20 protein-coding genes are annotated in these 18,887 nt (G+C 45.4%); 7 read left to right on the top strand and 13 right to left on the bottom strand.

Annotated features, from left to right (window positions below):
- Positions 1–14: 14 nt before the first annotated feature.
- The 9 genes from fos to fadB all read right to left on the bottom strand — a co-directional run bounded on the left by fos (position 15) and on the right by fadB (position 7,318).
- Positions 15–431 (bottom strand): fosfomycin resistance glutathione transferase, encoded by a 417-nt coding sequence (gene fos, locus ACXAGP_RS05515; protein WP_475260045.1) that lies wholly within the window; start codon positions 429–431, stop codon positions 15–17.
- A gap of 6 nt (positions 432–437) precedes the next feature.
- Positions 438–572 (bottom strand): hypothetical protein, encoded by a 135-nt coding sequence (locus ACXAGP_RS05510; RefSeq protein WP_475260043.1) that lies wholly within the window; start codon positions 570–572, stop codon positions 438–440.
- Between the two features lie 51 nt (positions 573–623).
- Positions 624–779: a hypothetical protein gene (locus ACXAGP_RS05505; protein ID WP_475260041.1), complete on the bottom strand. Its 156-nt coding sequence runs from the start codon at positions 777–779 to the stop codon at positions 624–626.
- Between the two features lie 38 nt (positions 780–817).
- The gene (locus ACXAGP_RS05500) at positions 818–973 is read right to left on the bottom strand and encodes a hypothetical protein (protein ID WP_475260040.1); all 156 of its coding nucleotides are present in this window, start codon (positions 971–973) and stop codon (positions 818–820) included.
- 258 nt (positions 974–1,231) lie between these two features.
- Positions 1,232–2,458 carry a M50 family metallopeptidase gene (locus ACXAGP_RS05495; protein ID WP_475260039.1) on the bottom strand — a complete coding sequence of 409 codons (1,227 nt, stop codon included), beginning with the start codon at positions 2,456–2,458 and terminating at the stop codon, positions 1,232–1,234.
- A 34-nt stretch (positions 2,459–2,492) separates the two neighbouring features.
- Positions 2,493–2,639, bottom strand: a complete 147-nt coding sequence (locus tag ACXAGP_RS05490; protein WP_475260038.1) for a hypothetical protein — start codon at positions 2,637–2,639, stop codon at positions 2,493–2,495.
- A 17-nt stretch (positions 2,640–2,656) separates the two neighbouring features.
- Complete coding sequence (locus tag ACXAGP_RS05485) at positions 2,657–3,733, bottom strand: LpxL/LpxP family acyltransferase (protein ID WP_475260037.1); 1,077 nt, start codon at positions 3,731–3,733, stop codon at positions 2,657–2,659.
- A 258-nt stretch (positions 3,734–3,991) separates the two neighbouring features.
- On the bottom strand, positions 3,992–5,155 hold the full coding sequence (gene fadA / locus ACXAGP_RS05480) for an acetyl-CoA C-acyltransferase FadA (RefSeq protein WP_338290488.1): 1,164 nt from the start codon (positions 5,153–5,155) through the stop codon (positions 3,992–3,994).
- Between the two features lie 12 nt (positions 5,156–5,167).
- On the bottom strand, positions 5,168–7,318 hold the full coding sequence (gene fadB, locus ACXAGP_RS05475; protein ID WP_475260036.1) for a fatty acid oxidation complex subunit alpha FadB: 2,151 nt from the start codon (positions 7,316–7,318) through the stop codon (positions 5,168–5,170).
- A gap of 243 nt (positions 7,319–7,561) precedes the next feature.
- Here fadB and ACXAGP_RS05470 point away from each other — a divergent pair, with 243 nt between their 5' ends.
- Both ACXAGP_RS05470 and pepQ read left to right on the top strand, forming a co-directional pair.
- Positions 7,562–9,493, top strand: coding sequence for a transglycosylase SLT domain-containing protein (locus tag ACXAGP_RS05470; protein WP_475260035.1), 1,932 nt, complete (start codon positions 7,562–7,564; stop codon positions 9,491–9,493).
- A gap of 113 nt (positions 9,494–9,606) precedes the next feature.
- A complete protein-coding gene (gene pepQ, locus ACXAGP_RS05465) occupies positions 9,607–10,926 on the top strand; it encodes a Xaa-Pro dipeptidase (protein WP_475260034.1) in 1,320 nt (439 codons plus the stop codon).
- 42 nt (positions 10,927–10,968) lie between these two features.
- On the opposite strand, the gene metJ is transcribed toward pepQ, so the two are convergent.
- The gene (metJ, locus tag ACXAGP_RS05460; protein WP_475260033.1) at positions 10,969–11,286 is read right to left on the bottom strand and encodes a met regulon transcriptional regulator MetJ; all 318 of its coding nucleotides are present in this window, start codon (positions 11,284–11,286) and stop codon (positions 10,969–10,971) included.
- Positions 11,287–11,436: 150 nt separating this feature from the next.
- Between metJ and metF the strand changes: the two genes are divergently transcribed.
- Together metF and ACXAGP_RS05450 are read left to right on the top strand one after the other, a co-directional pair.
- Positions 11,437–12,318, top strand: a complete 882-nt coding sequence (gene metF / locus ACXAGP_RS05455; RefSeq protein WP_475260032.1) for a methylenetetrahydrofolate reductase — start codon at positions 11,437–11,439, stop codon at positions 12,316–12,318.
- A 310-nt stretch (positions 12,319–12,628) separates the two neighbouring features.
- On the top strand, positions 12,629–13,522 hold the full coding sequence (locus tag ACXAGP_RS05450) for a virulence factor BrkB family protein (protein WP_475260031.1): 894 nt from the start codon (positions 12,629–12,631) through the stop codon (positions 13,520–13,522).
- A gap of 41 nt (positions 13,523–13,563) precedes the next feature.
- On the opposite strand, the gene ACXAGP_RS05445 is transcribed toward ACXAGP_RS05450, so the two are convergent.
- Positions 13,564–14,202, bottom strand: coding sequence for a DUF2959 domain-containing protein (locus ACXAGP_RS05445; protein WP_475260029.1), 639 nt, complete (start codon positions 14,200–14,202; stop codon positions 13,564–13,566).
- The gene (locus ACXAGP_RS05440; protein WP_338290500.1) at positions 14,202–14,435 is read right to left on the bottom strand and encodes a hypothetical protein; all 234 of its coding nucleotides are present in this window, start codon (positions 14,433–14,435) and stop codon (positions 14,202–14,204) included. Before ACXAGP_RS05440 ends, ACXAGP_RS05445 begins: the two co-directional genes overlap by 1 nt.
- Before the next feature lie 114 nt (positions 14,436–14,549).
- On the opposite strand from ACXAGP_RS05440, the gene dtd reads away from it, so the two are divergent.
- Positions 14,550–14,987: a D-aminoacyl-tRNA deacylase gene (gene dtd, locus ACXAGP_RS05435; RefSeq protein WP_475260028.1), complete on the top strand. Its 438-nt coding sequence runs from the start codon at positions 14,550–14,552 to the stop codon at positions 14,985–14,987.
- Between the two features lie 9 nt (positions 14,988–14,996).
- Here the strand turns inward: dtd and ACXAGP_RS05430 are convergent, their stop codons facing one another.
- The gene (locus tag ACXAGP_RS05430) at positions 14,997–15,830 is read right to left on the bottom strand and encodes a fused MFS/spermidine synthase (RefSeq protein ID WP_475260027.1); all 834 of its coding nucleotides are present in this window, start codon (positions 15,828–15,830) and stop codon (positions 14,997–14,999) included.
- On the opposite strand from ACXAGP_RS05430, the gene ACXAGP_RS05425 reads away from it, so the two are divergent.
- Entirely contained in the window at positions 15,814–16,713 is a 900-nt protein-coding gene (locus tag ACXAGP_RS05425; RefSeq protein ID WP_475260025.1) for a bifunctional GNAT family N-acetyltransferase/hotdog fold thioesterase, read from the top strand. The genes ACXAGP_RS05430 and ACXAGP_RS05425 overlap by 17 nt on opposite strands.
- Positions 16,714–16,870: 157 nt before the next feature.
- A complete protein-coding gene (locus ACXAGP_RS05420; protein ID WP_475260023.1) occupies positions 16,871–18,847 on the top strand; it encodes a class I adenylate cyclase in 1,977 nt (658 codons plus the stop codon).
- The last annotated feature ends 40 nt before the right edge of the window (positions 18,848–18,887 follow it).

Genomic DNA, 18,887 nt, shown 5'->3' with positions numbered 1-18,887 from the left:
CTTACGCCATTTCTCTAGTTGCTATCAGCACCATTCAGCCATTTTAAACCTGCGTAGGGCTTTTGCTTCAGGCTTTCCAACCGCTGTATCAGACCCCCGCAATGAATTTCTAATTTGTGGCCATCGGGATCCAGGAAGTACACGGAATCTCCCTCGCTGGTATTCTCCTGCCATGTGCCAAATCCCGCCGCTACAATCTTCTCTTGCAGTATTGCAAAGTGCGTGGATTCCACAGAGAACGCAATGTGAGAGTAATCCTGTGAGGGCTTTGGTTGGCCTTTTGTGAGACACAACCAAACGCCTGGTCCAGAAAGATAGGCGCCGGTATTCCATTTAACCTCAGCAGTGAGTCCTAACAGTTTTGAATAGAAATCCAACGAAAGCTGCAGATCACTTACCGCAATGGTCAGGTGATTAATGCCTGATATCATCAAACATTAACCCAATGCATCGTTAAAACCATTGATAAAACCTGCCACAAAGCTACTTACATCACCAAATATAGCGACGGCAAATAAAAAGGCAATCAATGCCAGCAACGTGTTGCGATGTTTGTTTAATCTAGTTTCCATGTCTCTCTCCAGTGTAAAGGGCTGCGGAGGTATTTCCGCAGCCGAGCCAGGCTACTCGTTGATGAGTTTGTGCAGCCAGATACCCAGATCTGTTCCAGCGCCACCACCTAGCACATAGCCGATGCCATATCCGACGGAGTAACCCAAGCTACCCGTATCGCTACCGGCAGATACCTGCTCTAATTGTGTTTCAGTCAATTGTTCCATGTTCAAATCTCCTTTTGATAATGTTGATTAACAGCGACTTACTTGTGCATGCTATCGTAGAGGCCGGCCCCTAGACCTGCACCAAATTCAGTTAACGCGTTATAGGCGCCTATAAAGCCTAACGCCAGGCCAATTGCAACAGCCGCATCGCCACCGTTAACCATGTCTATTTCATTGATAGTTAGTTCCTTCATTTTCTTTCTCCATAATTAAAATAATGCCCTCACTATCGAGGACGCTAATAGCTTTACTCATTAGGGAGAAAATTTCACCTGTTGTGAAGTACAGTTTTTGTACTCTAATAATTGCAACAGGAATCGAATTGGAGCCGCCGATTAGCCAGGAATGGAAAAAGTGAGTGCAATGCATGAAAAGCTGTGCATTTCTCAAATCATTTGTGATGGAAGTTGGATTAACTTAGCACAAGAACCAGTATCCTTGACCCGGGTTATTTAGTTTGACTCTGACCCGGAAAGCCTTTTTATCTGAAACGAGCGCATTAAAAACAGATACCCATTACGACAAAATCTCAACGATAACATTCCAGAAAATACCAGTATCATGGAGCAAAAAAATACGCTGATCAGGTTGTAGCCTAGAGGATAGTTGCCAAAATCATTGTAGAGATTTGTCATCTCTGTATGCAGCGTTTCGATTGAGTAGGGAACTAGTGCTAAAAAGACATAGCTATAGAATGCAGGAAGAAATAACAGCAAGCCTAAGGTGTATAGGTTGAGATAATTAGAAGATCGAGATATGGCTTGAGGGGCTGTTGATGGATTAAATAATACTGTTTTCAGGTGCTCAGTAGCTTTACTTCTGAGATTTTTAATGTCTAACCAATCACTGACTATCCAATATCCATCAAGCCGGAAAAATGGATTTAGATTCAATATGTTATAGATACAAAGTGCGATTGCCGCGATCAGGCACGCTGGAGAATCATTGATGTGCCAAATGACTCCGAGCAGCAATATATATAATGACTGAAAATAGCCGCCGGCCAAATTTATTAAGAGTCTTTGACGGCGATTCAGGGCCCAAGACTCAGACAGATCTGCGAGCATAACAAAAAATATAACATACCAGCCAAAGCCAATCGTGACCTTCCTGCATCCAAATTTAAACGCACAAGCAGCGTGACCTAATTCATGGATAAACAATCCTAATAGGATCAAAGTGAATGCTGTTAGGGGGCGAGCATTTGCTTCGTTAATGGCTAATTCACCTAAGCCGAAATAATAGCTTAACAGCCATACCTGGAAGGCAATACTGAGCGTCGCAAAGATCATAACAAAAGGCTTTCGACAAAAAACGGTCAACAACCATGAAACGTGGTTTACCACGTTGGCATTTAATAGTTGCTGTCGAAATAGCAGAACACCATTGCTCTTGGTAGTGTCCTTGGTGGACTCTTCGCTCTCAAGAAGTAGTTTACTCTTAAGAAGTCGCTTTTCCAGAATTTCCAGTGCCTGTTGCTCGTCTAGCTTAAAGTACTGGCTTATGTGCTTAAGTAAGGTATCTCTGCTCTGTGATGAAGGCAAATTTTCCAGGAAATTGACTATCGCAGTATTGGCTTCAAAACTTCTGAAACCATTTTTGAAAGGTACAGTAATGGTGTACTTGTCCTTACCCGTACATTTAATATCAAGAGATTGATTTTTATATAACTCTTCCATAGCGTAAAAATGGCCCTTCGCAGGGCCAATTTAATTAATCACGCTCGCATTGGTCACCGATGCTGCCACAACCGCTACCGTCACCGCCATCACCGCCGCCGTCACCGCCGCCACCACATACGCCGAATTCAACTCTTTCTTCTAATTCTGTCAAAGTAAAAACGTTGTCTTGTTTTTGCATCTTATTTTCCTTTTTTGTTATTGATTTTCTATCTGAGGTTGCAGATAGAGTAGGTTTTCCTTGGTTAAGGAACTGATAAAGCGGTGACTTGCCGGGCTATTGTTTTTACGTAGCCTTTGAAGCAAATCAGGCCTGATTTGTTGTTGTGATGGCAGCAATATATCCGCCTTTAGAGCGTCATCAATAAGCAAGGCCCTTTGGGTCTGATAATTGACGATAAAGCTGTTATCGTTCTTGTGAAAGAGGCGTGCAATAGCGTGATTAAATGACAGGTGTTCGCGGTGCTGAACATCAATGAGCTCATCATTTTGTTTGCTGTGAACAACCCAACGATGTAAGCACTGTACATAAAACCACTTTTCCGGGTGCCGTTGTATGCGCTTCTGCAGTTCGCTATACAAGGTCTGCATCACGGTGTCACATTCAGTGGGGATCACTTCTCCCACAGACAAAAATGGCTGACCTTCTTCGTTAGCGTCTGCGAAAATGGGTAAGATTGGTAGTTTGTATTTTTGGGCTAATTTTTGTGTAGAGTTTTTCACCCTGATGGAAAAGCCGAAGAATTCTACTTTTTCTGCTGATCTCTCTACATTGACCCCATCTTGCCCCATATTCCCATCTATATAAATACACAGGTGTCGGTTGTTTTTCACTCCTCTAATCATTTGGGTTGCAGTTGCTTTGTTTTCCACCTGAAGTAATTCAAAGTTGTCTTTCAACTGCTGAGCATATTGTTGCTTGTATTTGTACAGCAACTGGAAAGGTTGTCCGGCAACGGGCAGCGTAATGGGCAAGCCGCAAAAGGCTAAGTCCAAAGGTAAGTGTATATGATAGTCCAGGTGAAACAGCGCGATTATGCACGGACCATTATGTTCAGAGATATCACCAATTAAGTCAGCAATCTCAGTGGTATTCGAAAAATATAAGTCGTAGCTAGACTTTTCATTATGCATCACTTTATTAACAAGTGAATGCTCCATCGTCTGCCGTAACGTTTGATTGGTTATGGCTAGATCCTTCGCCTCCTTTTCAGAAATATTTAGTATTTTCTGATAGTTAACTGAACTGAAAAAGATTTCTTCGTTATCAAGCACTGGTGCAATCCTTGCCTTGATGGGTGTTTTATTACTCTTTATTAGCAAGCTAACACGTTACTTTTTGTGTGTAAATAAATGGGCATTAATTTAATTAAAAAATGTAGTTAAGTATGCACAAGTCAATATTTGGTTTTTAAATATGTTTTCTTGAGGGAGATAAGACATTAACGCTATTAAGCGTTCAGATTATAAGAACTGATTAACAAAAAAGGGCAGCGAATGCTGCCCTTTGAGTTCGTTGTGCGTAAGAACAAGTTAGACGCGTTCAAAAATAGTCGCGATACCTTGGCCTAAACCGATACACATGGTGGCCAGACCAACGGATTTGTCGTTAGCTTCCATCAGGTTGATCAATGTCGTACTGATACGTGCGCCTGAACAGCCCAGTGGGTGCCCCAGAGCAATCGCGCCGCCATTGAGGTTAACCATTTCATCGTAGTTATCCATAAGGCCTAATGCTTTAACACAAGACAGTGCTTGGGCAGCAAAGGCTTCATTGAATTCTGCGATTTCGATATCTTTGATATCCATTCCGGCGCGCTTAAGCGCTTTTTGCGTGGCAGGAACCGGACCATAACCCATAATGGCTGCGTCACAACCGGCTACGCCCATTGAACGGATTTTTGCTCTTGGCTTTAAGCCCAGCGCTTTGGCTTTGTCGGCAGACATCACCAGCATGGCTGAGGCACCGTCTGAGATAGCTGAGGACGTACCTGCGGTAACCGTACCATTGGCTGGATCGAATACCGGACGCAAGCCACTTAAGGTTTCTACGGTGGTCTCAGGACGGATAACTTCATCATGCTTAACCTGAATCAAGGCACCATTAGCATCGTGACCTTCGGTGGCAACAATTTCGTTGTCCCAGCGACCTTCTAATGCTGCTGCGTGGGCTTTTTGATGGGAGCGTGCACCAAAGGCGTCTTGTTGCTCACGGCTGATACCGTTTTGCTTGCCCAACAATTCAGCAGTTAGACCCATGCTGCCAGAGGCTTTGGCTGTGTACTTAGCCAGGCCTGGATGGAAATCTACGTTGAAGGTCATGGGTACGTGACCCATGTGCTCAACGCCACCGATCAGGTACACATCGCCAGCGCCGGTCATAATACCGCGAGTAGCATCATGCAAAGCTTGCATAGATGAGCCACAAAGGCGGTTTACTGTTACCGCCGCCACATGGCGCGGAATGTCAGTTAACAATTGCGCATTTCTGGCAACGTTAAAACCTTGTTCTTTGGTTTGCTGTACACAGCCCCAGATGATGTCTTCGATGTCAGCAGGATCCAGTTCTGGATTTCTGGCTAACAGTGAGTTCATCAAATGAGCAGACAGGGTTTCAGCTCTCATGTTTCTGAAAACACCGCCTTTGGAACGCCCCATAGGGGTACGAATACAATCTACAATGACTACTTCTTTCATGATACTTCCCCCTTATCCGCAGTATTTCTGGTTGTTTTTGGCCATTTCTCTGGCACCGTCGGTCACCTGGTATACTTCGCCAAGGTGGGCAAACTTATCAGCCAGAGCAACAAAATTGGCAACGCCCATGGTGTCAATGTAACGGAAGATGCCGCCTCTGAATGGAGGGAAGCCCAGGCCGTACAATAACGCCATATCTGCTTCGGCTGCTGAATCTACAATACCTTCTTCCAGACAGCGAATCGCTTCATTAGCCATCGGTATCATCAGACGTGCAATGATCTCTTCAGCATCAAAATCTTTCTTATCGGCCACATGAGCAGACATTAACTCATAAGCTTCTTCGGCTGGCGTCTTTTGCGGTTTACCGCGTTTGTCCAAACCGTGATTGTAGAAGCCCTTCTGATTCTTCTGACCGTAGCGCTCTGCTTTATAAAGCAGGGTTACCGGATCATTATCCACTTTCTTCATGCGCTCAGGGAAGCCTTCAGCCATTACGTCCGCTGCGTGGTCTGCAGTATCAATACCCACTACATCCAGCAGGAAGGCCGGTCCCATTGGCCAGCCGAAGATTTTTTCCATTACTTTATCAACGGCAACAAAATCAGCACCGTCCAGTAGTAACTTGCTGAAGCCCGCGAAATAGGGGAATAAAACGCGATTAACCAGGAATCCAGGGCAGTCGTTTACGACGATAGGGGTTTTGCCCATTTTCAGAGTCATGGCTACTACGTTAGCGATGGTCTCTTCTGAGGTTTTTTCGCCGCGGATGATCTCCACTAAAGGCATTCTGTGCACTGGATTGAAGAAGTGCATACCACAGAAGCGCTCTGGTTTACTCAGGTTTTCAGCTAAGGCGTTGATGGAAATGGTGGACGTGTTCGAACAGATAATGGCGTCATCTGCCACGGTCTCTTCCGTTTCTTTTAGCACTATGCCCTTAACTTTTGGATTTTCCACCACCGCTTCAATAACGATATCGACATTTTCCAGTGCCTTGTAATCTAACGTGGGCACGATGTTATTGAGCGTGGCTGCCATTTTCTTGCTAGACACTTTGCCACGCTTCATGCCTTTATCAAGGATCTTGCTGGCTTCATCCAGACCCAATTGCAAAGCTGGCTCGGCAATGTCTTTCATGATGGTTTTGGTACCCTTAACCGCGGACTGGTATGCAATACCGCCGCCCATGATACCAGCGCCTAACACACCTGCTTGTTCAAATTTCTTGGTAGCGCTTTTCGCTTGTTTCTTGCCTTTGCCTTTTACCACCTGGTCTGCCAGGAAGATACCCACTTGCGCAGTTGCTGCCTCTGACTTGGCGAGTTTTACGAAACCGGCATTTTCTAGTTTCAAAGCGCCTTCACGGTCAAGGGTTGCGGCCTTTTCCAGTGTTTCTACTACCATGTGAGGCGCTGGATAATGTTTACCTGCTTGCGCGAACACCATGCCTTTTGCTGTAGCGAAACTCATCATCATTTCATTGCGATTCAGTTTCAGCGGAGCTTTTTTGGCGGCGCGACGCGCTTGCCAATCAATGTCACCCGCGGCAGCATCAGCAGCCATCTGGTTAGCAACGGCGACTAATTGCTCTGGCGCAGTCGCTGCATCGATTGCGCCTTCGTTAAGGGCTTTCTCTGCGTTGCGATCTTTACCTGTCGTCATCCATTCCATTGCGTTGTCGGCACCAATAACGCGCGGTAAACGCACGGTACCACCAAAACCAGGCATCAGGCCTAATTTCACTTCTGGCAGTCCGATAGCTGCAGTGGTATCGGCAACTCGTAGATCACAGGCTAATGTCATTTCACAACCACCGCCCAAAGCGAAGCCATTGATCGCGGCCACTGTCGGGAAAGGTAAATCTTCAAAACGGTCGAAAACTTGTGACGTATTGGCCACCCACTCGAGTAATTTCTCTTCGGGCTCAGCAAATAGTCCGGTGAACTCAGTAATATCCGCACCTACAATAAAGGTGGACTTAGCAGAACGAACTACTGCAGCCTTGATGTCACTATTTTTTTCAAGTGCAGCGCATAAATCATTGAGTTCTGATACAGTTTGTTGGTCGAATTTGTTGACGGAGCCTTGCGCATTGAAAACAATATCAGCGATACCGTTTTCATTCAGGCTGGCTTGTAGGCATTGGCCTTCAAATAACATTGGATTCTCCTGTGCTTTAACAGACCGAATTGCCAAATTGAAACAATTATTCACTGGTACGGCCTGATGTAGGGTGGCAACATTGTTGTTGAAGAAATGTTAAATTTCAACCCAAATTCAAACAATTGTTTGAATTTTTGATTTCATTTTGTTTCGTTTGGTATAAAAACCGCATTACAGAAGGGCTGGAAGCCTATCTCTGTATGCTTAAGATTAAATAGACTGGAGCAAAAAAGGTAGTCGATGCGGAAAATAAAATCTGCCATTTTCCTGGTTAAAATACTGCTAGTGTCTGCAATTCCATACACTGGCAGCGCTCTCGCCAGTGATTCAGAACAATTGCGTGAATGGTTTGAAAGAGCTGAGCAGATAGCTCACCGCCCTAATAGCAGCGAGTATCGCCTGTTAAAATCCCGGTTAAAAGATTACCCACTGTGGCCCTACGTAACTTACAAAACACTGTTGCGTTATCCCTATATTTCCAATGAATCAGCGATTACTGAATTTTTGCGAGACTATGCTGGTACCCCCATGGAGAAGCCTCTGCGCAAAAAATGGTTGACCCATCTTGCACGGCAAAAACGCGGAGATTTGTATCTAAAGCACTATCGCGATGTCGGCGATACTGGTTTGTTATGCCAGCGCATTGCCTTTGAAGTGGAAAATAAGGGGGTAACGAATTATCTGGATGAGATTCAAGCGCTGTGGCTGCATGGAAAATCCCAGCCTAATGAATGTGATCCCCTATTTAAATTGTGGCAAGAAGCGGGCAGGCGCACCTCGGATATCGTCTTGCAGCGCATTGAGTTGGCGGCTGATGGTGGCAGCACAACCTTAATACCCTATCTGAAGAGATTGTTACCCGAATCGCAGAAATATCTGGCTGATTTGTGGTTGTCGGTGCGACGTTCGCCAAGCACCATAACCCGCCAGTCGAAGTTTACTGGTGTCAGGCTCTCCATTGAAACGCGTATACTGACCTATGGCTTACGCCGCCTGATATGGCGCGATGAGGATAAAGCGCTCGATGCCTGGCGAGAATATTCCAGAAAGTTTTCGTTTTCTGCGGAACAAAAGCGCAGTATCACCCAGCGTTTCGCGATTGCTTTGGCTTCTAAAAATAACCCTCACGCAGAAACCTGGTTGGAGCGAGCCAGCGGTTTTATGGATGAAGACGTTTTGCGCTGGCATTTGACTCAAGTACTAAGAGAGCAAAACTGGCCTCATGCTTTAGAGATATTGCGGGATTTACCGGCTGACACAGAGGATGAATTAACCTACCAATATTGGGAAGCCAGAGCATTAGAGCTGTTGGGTAATGGCGAGGTGGCCAGTGAATTGTTTAATCAAATCGCACAAAACCGCCACTACTACGGTTTTATGGCCAGCGGTAAGTTGGGCCGTAAGGTTAATCTTCAGGATCGTCCTTTTACGCAAAATCAGCTACATTTAGCGCAACTAATGGCAATGCCAGCCATGCAGCGCATTGTTGAGTTTATCCAACTGGATCGGAAAACTTCTGCCCGACGAGAGTGGAATATGTTTTTCCCGGGATTGTCTGTAGAGCACAAACAATTGGCAGCAGCGCTGGCCAGCCAGTGGGATTGGCACGATCAAGCAATACATGCTTTTTCCAGTTCAGGTTACCTGGATGATGTTGCGAAACGCTTCCCTCTGGCCTACAAAAATGACTTGATTAGCAGTGCCCAGCGCCATGACATCGATCCCGCCTGGGCGTTTGCCATTGCTCGCAGAGAGAGTTCCTTTAAACCCGATGCCCGTTCTGGTGCCGGTGCTTATGGCTTGATGCAGGTATTACCCAGTACCGTGCAATATATGGAAAAGCGAAAAATTCGTGCCAGACAACTATTTGATGCGCAGTTTAACGTAGAGATGGGCACACAATATATGCACTACTTGATGCAGCGCATGGATGAAAATACCGTGCTAGCAACGGCATCTTATAATGCTGGTTGGCATCGGGTAAAAACCTGGATACCCGAAGGCGATGGCTTGGCTGCAGATATCTGGATTGAGACCATACCTTATCGCGAGACCCGAAACTATGTGAAGGCTGTGCTGGCTTACAAGCAGATTTACCATTTGTTATTGGGCAACGAGAAAAACTATTTTGAAGATTTCGCGAAAATGACCATTGGTGGTAAGGGAACCTGACAGCTAGTGGTCTCAGCAGTTAGCCTTGAGCATTTACACTCCCCAGGTAGCGCGATACCATCAGGCCAATTCGAACTTATTTCACCCATGCATTAGTCAATGGAGACGCCTTTATGTCAGAACTTAAAGCCCAATTTCAGCAACATATCCAGGTGATGCAAACTCGCACTCGAGAAGCATTACAACGGGAAGGGCTGGATGGCATAGTGATCCATTCCGGACAAGGCAAGATCAAGTTTCTGGATGACAATTACTACCCCTACGCGGTTAACCCTCTGTTTAAGGCCTGGCTGCCTGTTATCGAAAACCCCAATTGTTGGTTAGTCATCGATGGGGAATCAAAACCTAAGTTAATCTTTTATTTACCCGTGGATTTTTGGCATAAGGTGCCTGAAGCTCCCAATGATTTCTGGACGGATGAATTTGACATTCAGCTATTGGCAAAACCCAATGCAGTAGAAAAGCATTTGCCTTACGACAAGGCAAAATACGCCTATCTTGGTGAATATCTGGAAGTGGCCAGCGCGCTGGGTTTTGACAATGTGAATCCAGATCGCGTGCTGCACTATTTGCATTATCACCGCGCCTACAAAACGGATTACGAGAAATACTGTATGCGTCAGGCCAATAATATTGCTATCGCGGGGCATCGCGCTGCCGAGCAGGCTTTCAGGGCGGGCAAGAGTGAATTAGATATTCATCTGGCTTATCTTGCGGCAACTCGTCATACCGATGAGCAATTGCCCTATCCCAGCATAGTCGCACTGAACGAAAATGCCGCCATATTACATAACAGCGTGCGCGATGTTGATGCGCCAGCTGATAGTCGCTCTTTTTTAATTGATGCCGGGGCTAACTTTAATGGCTACGCCGCAGATATTACCCGCACTTATGCGCAACAACCGGGCGAGTTTGCTGATTTAATTCAGGCTATGGACAAAGTCAATTTGCAGTTGATTGATATGTTAAAACCCGGGGTGGATTACGCCGCGTTGCAATTTAAAGCCCATGAGTTGATTGCAGGTTTGCTGTCGGATTTTGGTGTTGTTAATTTGAGTGGCGAAGACATGCTGGAGCACAACATTGTGTCTACTTTCTTCCCTCATGGCATTGGGCACTTCCTGGGACTGCAGGTGCACGATGTGGGTGGCTTTATGGCCGATGATAGAGGCACCGCAAAAACCTCTCCTGAAGCCCACCCGTTTTTGCGTTGCACTCGCACTGTGGAAGCAGATCAGGTGTTTACTGTTGAGCCTGGCTTGTATTTTATTGATAGTCTTTTAGCAGATTTAAAAGGGACGTCGGCTTCTACCTATATTAACTGGGACAAGGTTGCAGAATTTAAGCCCTATGGTGGGATTCGAATTGAAGATAATGTCATTGTGCATGCAGATCGCAACGAGAACATGACCCGCGAAGGTGGCTTGTCTTAAACGCTATCGCATCAGGAGTCGCATCAGCGACTCCTGGTTTAACTATTCTTGCTCTTCCTCTATTTCAATTCCCTTTTCAGCCATGATTTTTCGGGCCTCTTCCGGAATTTTGTGAGTATTGTCTTTGGTTAAGTCATTGTCATTGGGCAACGGTTGCCCGGTGAAAGCATGCAAAAATGCTTCGCATAGCAATTCAGAATTGGTAGCGTGCTTTAAGTTATTCACTTGTCGACGTGTTCTCTCGTCAGTGAGCACCTGCAATACCTTGAGTGGTATTGATACCGTTATCTTTTTTACCTGCTCACTTTTTTTGCCGTGCTCAGCGTAGGGATCAATATAGTGACCATTCCATTCTGCCATGGTGGAAACCCTGTATTATAGTTTTAATCAGAAGCTTTAATTCTAATGACAATCTATAAGTTATCAATATTAGATGGCTAAACTGCTTGACGTCCAGACGTGGTTTCTTTAAATTTAGCCATCTAAACGTCTAAAAAGGTATGCTTTAACATGGTTTCTTACGCACAAGGCATTGATGCCCTTAATCAAACCCTGTCTGAAATTAAGAATATTCAGGTATCGTTTGAGTTTTTCCCGCCTAAAACTGAGGCCATGCAGCAGACTTTATGGAATTCGGTGGAACGTTTGGCGCCACTAAATCCTAAATTTATGTCCGTGACTTATGGTGCCAATAGTGGCGAACGAGATAGAACACACGAAGTGGTGAAGCGTATTCAAAATGAAAAGGGCATTAATGCCGCGCCTCACTTAACCTGTGTTGATGCCACCCGTGAAGAATTAGAGCAAATCGCTCGTGACTACTGGGAGTCGGGTATCCGGCGCATTGTGGCACTGCGCGGTGACCTACCCGAAGGCTCAACTGAACATCGCTCCTATGCGGTGGATTTGGTGAAAGTGTTAAAAGGCGTGGCAGACTTTGATATTTCCGTGGCCGCCTATCCTGAAACTCACCCGGAGGCCCCGAATTCCCAATTCGATCTGCTGAATCTAAAACGCAAAGCGGAAGCTGGTGCAAACCAGGCGATAACCCAGTTTTTCTTTGATGCAGAAGTGTTTTTGCGCTTTCGGGACAGAGCTGCAGCCGCTGGTATTGATATCGATATTGTACCGGGGATTTTGCCTGTTACTAACTACAAAACCTTGTTACGTTTTGCTGGATTCACCAATGTACACGTACCCAACTGGCTACATCACATGTTTGAAGGCCTGGACGATGACGACCAGACGACAAGAAATCTGCTTGGGGCCAGCATTGCCATGGACACAGTAAAAGTATTAGCCAAAGAAGGCGTTAAAGACTTTCACTTTTACACCCTTAATCGCAGTGAGCTAAGTTACGCCATTTGCCACATGCTGGGCGTGCGGGGATGATACCAATTCCAATAAATATTTACCCAGCTCAGTGGGAGATGAAAAGCATTTAGACAAGGCGGATGTTTGCAGGTCTAGTGGGCCTAAATCAAGAATATCCAACACAGTATAAATGCTTTTCAACCCCATCGAAGACGCGCCTCAGAAACATTATTTCTTTGTTGTGCGAAGTTCACAAGACCACCAGTATTCTTTCATTCGCACGCCTCGAACTAATGTCCCTGAGGCTGCGCTGAGTGAGCAAATGTTTATCGGAATTGGTATACTTAGGTTAAACTGTCTTAATAACACGAGTTTGTTTGAGACAGTTTTGCCGAACCTAAAAGAGTTATACCAGCGCTATCAACCGAGAGCCTTGCAGTTTACCCGTTCATTTCTGAGCCAATGCCGTGATGATCGGGTGGCGATTACGGCTGGGCATCTGGCTTATGTGACACTATTGTCACTGGTGCCTTTTATTATGGTGTTTTTTGCCATTCTTCAGGCGTTCCCCGCGTTTCAGACTATCCGCATCAAGTTGGAAGACTTTGTATTTAATAACTTCGTGCCCGCTGCAGGCGATACCATTCGGCAATACGTGATTGAGTTCGCCAGTAACGCCTCTGAAATGGGGGCCATCAGCATCGGCTTTTTGGTGATTGTGGCACTATTGCTTATCTCTAATGTAGATAAAACCCTCAATCATATCTGGCGCATTAATATTGAGCGTCGCAAGATATTTACTTTTGCAATATATTGGATGGTGCTTACTCTCGGACCATTGTTGGTGGGTAGCAGTCTTGCCATGACTTCTTATCTGATTTCGTTGACCGCCTATGCGGAAGAGTACACACCCGGATTATCCACCTTTTTACTGGGCATATTGCCTTACCTGATCTCTTTCGGTGGCTATTTTCTTCTTTATTCAGTAGTGCCCAATAAGGTGGTCAGGGCAAAGGATGCGGCGGTAGGGGCTATTTTTGCGGCGCTGCTGTTTGAGCTGTGTAAAAAGGTCTTCGCAATTTACGTTACCAGCTTCCCCTCGTATCAGGTGATTTATGGCGCTTTGGCTGCTGTGCCTATTTTGTTTGTCTGGGTTTATCTGTCCTGGATTATTGTACTTTTAGGGGCGGTATTTACCGTGCAAGTGGAGAAGTTTCGCATTTTGAACGTTCAACCCAAGTCGGTTGAGACAAGTGAAGAGGTAGATGAAAGAGCGGCCTGAATATCAGGCCGCTATTATTGAAGTCGATGTTATTGCCAACCTTAGTTAGCCTTAATGGTATCGATAAATTCAGAAGATTGCGCAATGGCACCGTTCATTTCTTTTATCAGTAGTTCAATGTCGCGTTTTATCTTGTCAAACTCGCCCTGTAACGCACCAATGGCGGAAGCATTGAGGTTGTGTTTGAGGTATAAAACGTTGTCATTGAGAGCGGTTAACACCGGCTGCATCTTGTCTGCCGAGCGATGCATCGCCTTGATCAGACTGCCATAGCGGCGTTGCGTATCTTTGAGTTTGCGCTCACTGTCGCGGCGCAGGCTTTCGTTACTATACTGACTCAGCTCTTCTTGCCATTCATCAAATAAGGCTTCAGCAACCGATTCCACCTTGTCAATGCGGCTGGTTAAGCGCTCAGCGCTATCTTTGCTGGCGTCGTACTGATCTTTTATTTTCTCATAGGCAGTTTGCAATTCACCGCCATCAAAATTGATCAATACCGTTAGCTCTTCCAAGGCCGAAGCAAACTGCTGTTGTGCTTCTTCCTGGGCCTCATTGACGGATTCCACGCGATCTACAAGGATATCGCGTTTTTCAACGCCCATAGATTCCCAGATAGAGTAGTAGGTGCTTTGACAAGCGCTAAGCAGCAGCAATAAAGCTGCTGTAATCAGGACTCTCATCAGTCGCTACTCTTAAACTTGGCGGCATCAATGATGGCCCACAAGTGGAAGATCGCACCAACCGGCCACATAAAGATGAAGATGACGGTAGCGGCCAGACCATAACTGACGGTGCATACCAGGAAAAACATCAGTGCCATCATAATACGGCCTTGAATAAGTTGCCCTAATCCCGGAATAAATATGTTGCACAATGCGGCGATAACGTTACCGCCAGAACCTTGACCTGCCATAAAGCTTTCCTTTTGTTTCTTTGTTAATTAGTGCGCTTATGGGGTTAAAATAGAACAAAGCTGATTAACTTACCAGCGGATATTTGTAAGTGAAACAACTATAAGGTAAGCAAATTGATTGCATTGTTACAAAGAGTAAGTTCAGCCTCAGTGCGTGTAGAGGAAAACATAGTCGGCGAAATAGAGCGGGGCTTGCTGGTGCTGTTAGGGGTGGAAAACCAGGATACGGTGGAAAAAACTGAGCGTATGGCCCAGCGGGTGAGCAACTATCGTATTTTTCCCGATGAGCAGGGCAAAATGAATTTAAACGTGCAGCAAGCGCGTGGTTCAATATTGGTGGTGTCTCAATTTACTTTGATGGCGGATACCCGAAAAGGCAACCGACCGGGTTTTTCCAATGCTGGCGATCCGGTATTGGGAGAGCGCTTGTATGACCATTTTTGCCAGCACCTGCAGACCCTTGGCGTTGAATGTGCTACCGGGCAATACGCCGCTGACATGCAAGTGTCTTTGGTAAACGAAGGGCCTACAACGTTTTGGCTACAGATTTAGCATCGTTTGTTAGCTTATGGCTACTACAGCATTAAGGTTCAGGCCATAGCGCTTTGCAAGGTGCTCCAGGTTGTCATCATATCGGATAGCAGGTAATGCACTGTGGGAAGCAAATACGATTTTATTTTGATAGCCCGGTACCGAGAAAACCCGAAAATTAAGTTTGAGGGCGCGCAAAATGTCGAATACCAGCTCAGATTGCAAATAGGAGCCGCTGATCAGATTAATGGCTAACAGCCCTTCAGGATTCAGCGCCCGTGCGCAATCCACGTAAAACTCTTCGGTGAAGATAAAATCGGGTGTGCCTTTTTTAGCAAATAAATCGATAAAGACTAGATCTTGTGATGACGCTTCTTTAATGGCGTAACGAGCATCCTGATGAAGTATTTGATAATCCTCATATCCCTGATTAAACCACTGTCTGAATAAAGCGATGATCTGACTGGAATATTCAACCGACAGCAGATTTGAATTTGGAAAATGATAACGGATAAAGCGTTGCAAACTACCACCACCTAAACCCAACTCTAGTATTTGTCTCGGGTTTGGTAGGTAATAAAAGCACAATAACAGGGCGCTTAAATGGGGCAAAACCGGTTGCCATGGCATACGCACATCCATCACCGATTGCACGGCATCGTCAATACTCAACCAACGAAATTCTGGATTTTCAGAAATTGATAGCGAAGTTGACCCAACTCGCTCAAAATGCAAAATACGTGAGTCGTATTGTAAATCGTTTAAATGAAACAGCGCACTGATTCCTGTAAAAGTGCAAAGCAACTGAACTGTAAGTTTAATGTAAATAACTAACAAGGTTAAATGAATGTATCGAATTAGCACGCCAGTGACACCCGAAGAAATGGAAGCCTATTTTTTGTTTCGCTGGCAAGTCTTGCGGGAGCCATTTAATTTTCCTCCGGGTTCTGAAAAAGACGAATACGAAGGGGTTGCTGAACACCGTATGTTGTTATCTCCAAACGGCGATATTGTGGCGGTGGGACGGGTGCACTTGAACGTGCAGGAAGAAGCGCAAATTAGACATATTGCGGTGTCGGCCAAGCATCGCAAAAAAGGCTTGGGTAGCTTGATATTAAGTGCCCTGGAAGAAGAGGCGAAAAAACAAGGGGCTTTGCGAGCCGTAACGAATAGCCTGGATACTTCCGTTGCCTTTTTTACCTCAGCTGGATATCACATCGAGGATACGCCTGAAGCACTGGGTAAGCAAAAACGACAGCACATGGTTAAGAAGTTGGATGTGCAGTCTACAGTTCGCTTGCACCCTAAATGGTGTGCTGAACTGCAATCCACCTGGCATGAGACTATTCCTATTTCAGAACAAATGGGCATTACCCTGCATCAATACACGGGTAAGACGTTGGAAGCACGGGCGTCGCTTAATAAGAACATTAATCTGCATGGCACTATGTTCGCTGGCAGTATCTTTTCCCTGGCAACCTTGACTGGCTGGGGCATGATATTTTTGCAGCTCAAAGAGCGGGGGTTACAGGGGGATATTGTGTTAGGGGATGGCAACGTGCACTATCACAAGCCTGTCACTGCCGAGCCGCGTGCCATTTGTAACATCGAAACCATGTCTGGTAAGTTCCATTACATCGAGCGCAAGAAAAAGTGTCGTTTGGAGCTGCAGGTGAATATCCAGGATGGCGACATAGCAGTGGCTGAGTTTTACGGCGTTTATTGGGTGTTGCCTGTTACCGAATAAGCTGCGCTATATGCAGCAATTGTGAACCTGTTTAGGTAATTGAGGTTCGCATCCTGAGAAATGTTAGCCTAATATTGTTCTTATTTACGTCAATTATTGATTTGCTTTGGAAAATCAGAACGTTGTCATCATCAGTGACATCAAATAAGCGGCTGATATGGGTACTAATCTGCAACAAAATTTGACCATCCGATTGCTGCGGGTGCTCAGATATAATAAAGCCAGAACCGAACGGGCGCTGGAATTGATGTCGCCTGAAAAGCGCGACGCCTTCCATATTATTCCATTTCTTTTACACGTTAATCATCAGAGTTTTCCGGGCTTCGTGGATGATCCTAAAACCCCGATAGGCCTGATTAATTATTCGCTGCGAGATGAACTCACTGAGGCATTGCACCGGGTTTTCCCCCAGCAGCAAGCGCTTATTGGTGATATGAAGCCCATCTGGCCCAAGCGACGTATGATGGAATCACTGGTGTTGATGGGCAGTATTGGCACTATCGCACAATCAGAACATTCTGATTTCGACTACTGGGTTTGTGTGGATGGTACTCGCTATAAACAGGCACATTTTCGCTTGTTACAAAAAAAGCTGCATCAGATTGAGCAATGGGCTGAGAAACAATTTGGCATGGAAGTGCACTTCTTCTTGTCGGATATCGAAAAGGTGCGTGCCAATGACTTTGGGGTCGCCGACGGTGAAAGTTCGGGCAGCGCTCAAGCTGTTTTCTTAAAAGCAGAATTTTATACCACCAATATTGTGGTTGCGGGTAAAGCGCCGTTTTGGTGGTTATTGCATGAGGGCGCAACTGATCAGCAATACCAGCAGTTGCAATCTTCTTTGAAAGCCGGCGTTTCTCCTGAACCCAAATGGTTTATGGATTTAGGCAATATCGAGCGCATGGATCCCGCTGAATTATTTGGCGCTGCCATCTGGCAAATCAGTAAGGCCATGGACTCGCCGTTTAAGTCAGTATTGAAAATGGCCAAGTTGGAAGTGTTTTTAGCCAATATCGACTCCCATCAACCCCTGTGCAGTTTATTGCGAACCGCAGTGCACAACGGTACTAAAGCGGAAGGGGGACAGGAGTTTATCGATCCCTATGGCATTATGTTTGATCACATTATTGAGCATTATCAAAAGGCGGGTGAGACAGACACGGTAGAGCTTTTACAGCTGTGTTTGTATCTCAAAAGCGATTGTGGCCTGAGCTTGCCAGCGGATGAATCTGCTTTTCACTTCAAGCGCAAAATCATCATGGCTTATGTGGAAAAGTGGGGTTGGTCGCGAGACAAGGTTAAAAAAATCGACCGAATTAAATATTGGGACTTCAAAGAGTTGTCCCAAATTGGTAAACGCATTCACGCTTTTTTGATTGGCTGTTATCGTCGTATTTCAGTACAAATTGCTGATCATAAACAAATGGTAAGTAAGGAAGATGTGACCGTTATCGGGCGCAAGATAGACTCCTTCTATTCCAAAAAAGAAAACAAAATCGATTATATGCGCAATGCGTTTGAAGAAGGTGCGTATTGCAAAATAGTTACCATAAAAGCCGAACCGCAAAGTAATAATCGCCGGCGTTGGTCTTTGTATCGGGGTAATCAAATCGACTGGAATGATTCTGCGTTGGGCAAGGTGCTGATGAAAAGCGCCTGGAATCCCATCGAAATTGTATTGTGGGCAGTATTTAACGGAGTGATGGATAGCGAGACTAAAATCATGCTCTCTTATCATGCGGAGCCCGTTACTGAAATAGACCTGCTGGATCTCACCAAAGTTTTTGAAAACCTTTTTCCACCGGTACGTATTTCAGACATTAAACGCAATGCCTTGCTTGTGCCTTTCAGGATCACCAACTGTCTGGCCGTGGTTAATTTTGAGAGCCGGCGTCATAAACCCGAAAGTGAAACATTGAAGCTGATTTATTACACCAGTTGGGGAGAATTGTATTGCGTCGATGGTTTTAAAGCGTTGGAAGCAATGCGCTTTGATTTATGCGATGTTGAGCCCGCACCTAACAAATACTTTTATGCCCCTGATGGTTCTTATCGGGATCGTTTGTTTGCCGATTTCAAAGAACGGGCTGATATGGATTTCTCCGCTGAGTTGGATGAAAAAGGAGATAGCTGATATCTCAGACACAAAAAAGCCGCTTTGCAGCGGCTTTTTT

The sequence above is a fragment of the Planctobacterium sp. AWM4_229 genome (genome assembly GCF_056160305.1).
The sequence above is the reverse complement of the archived record's forward strand: the minus strand, read 5'-3'. Positions and strand labels throughout refer to the sequence as shown.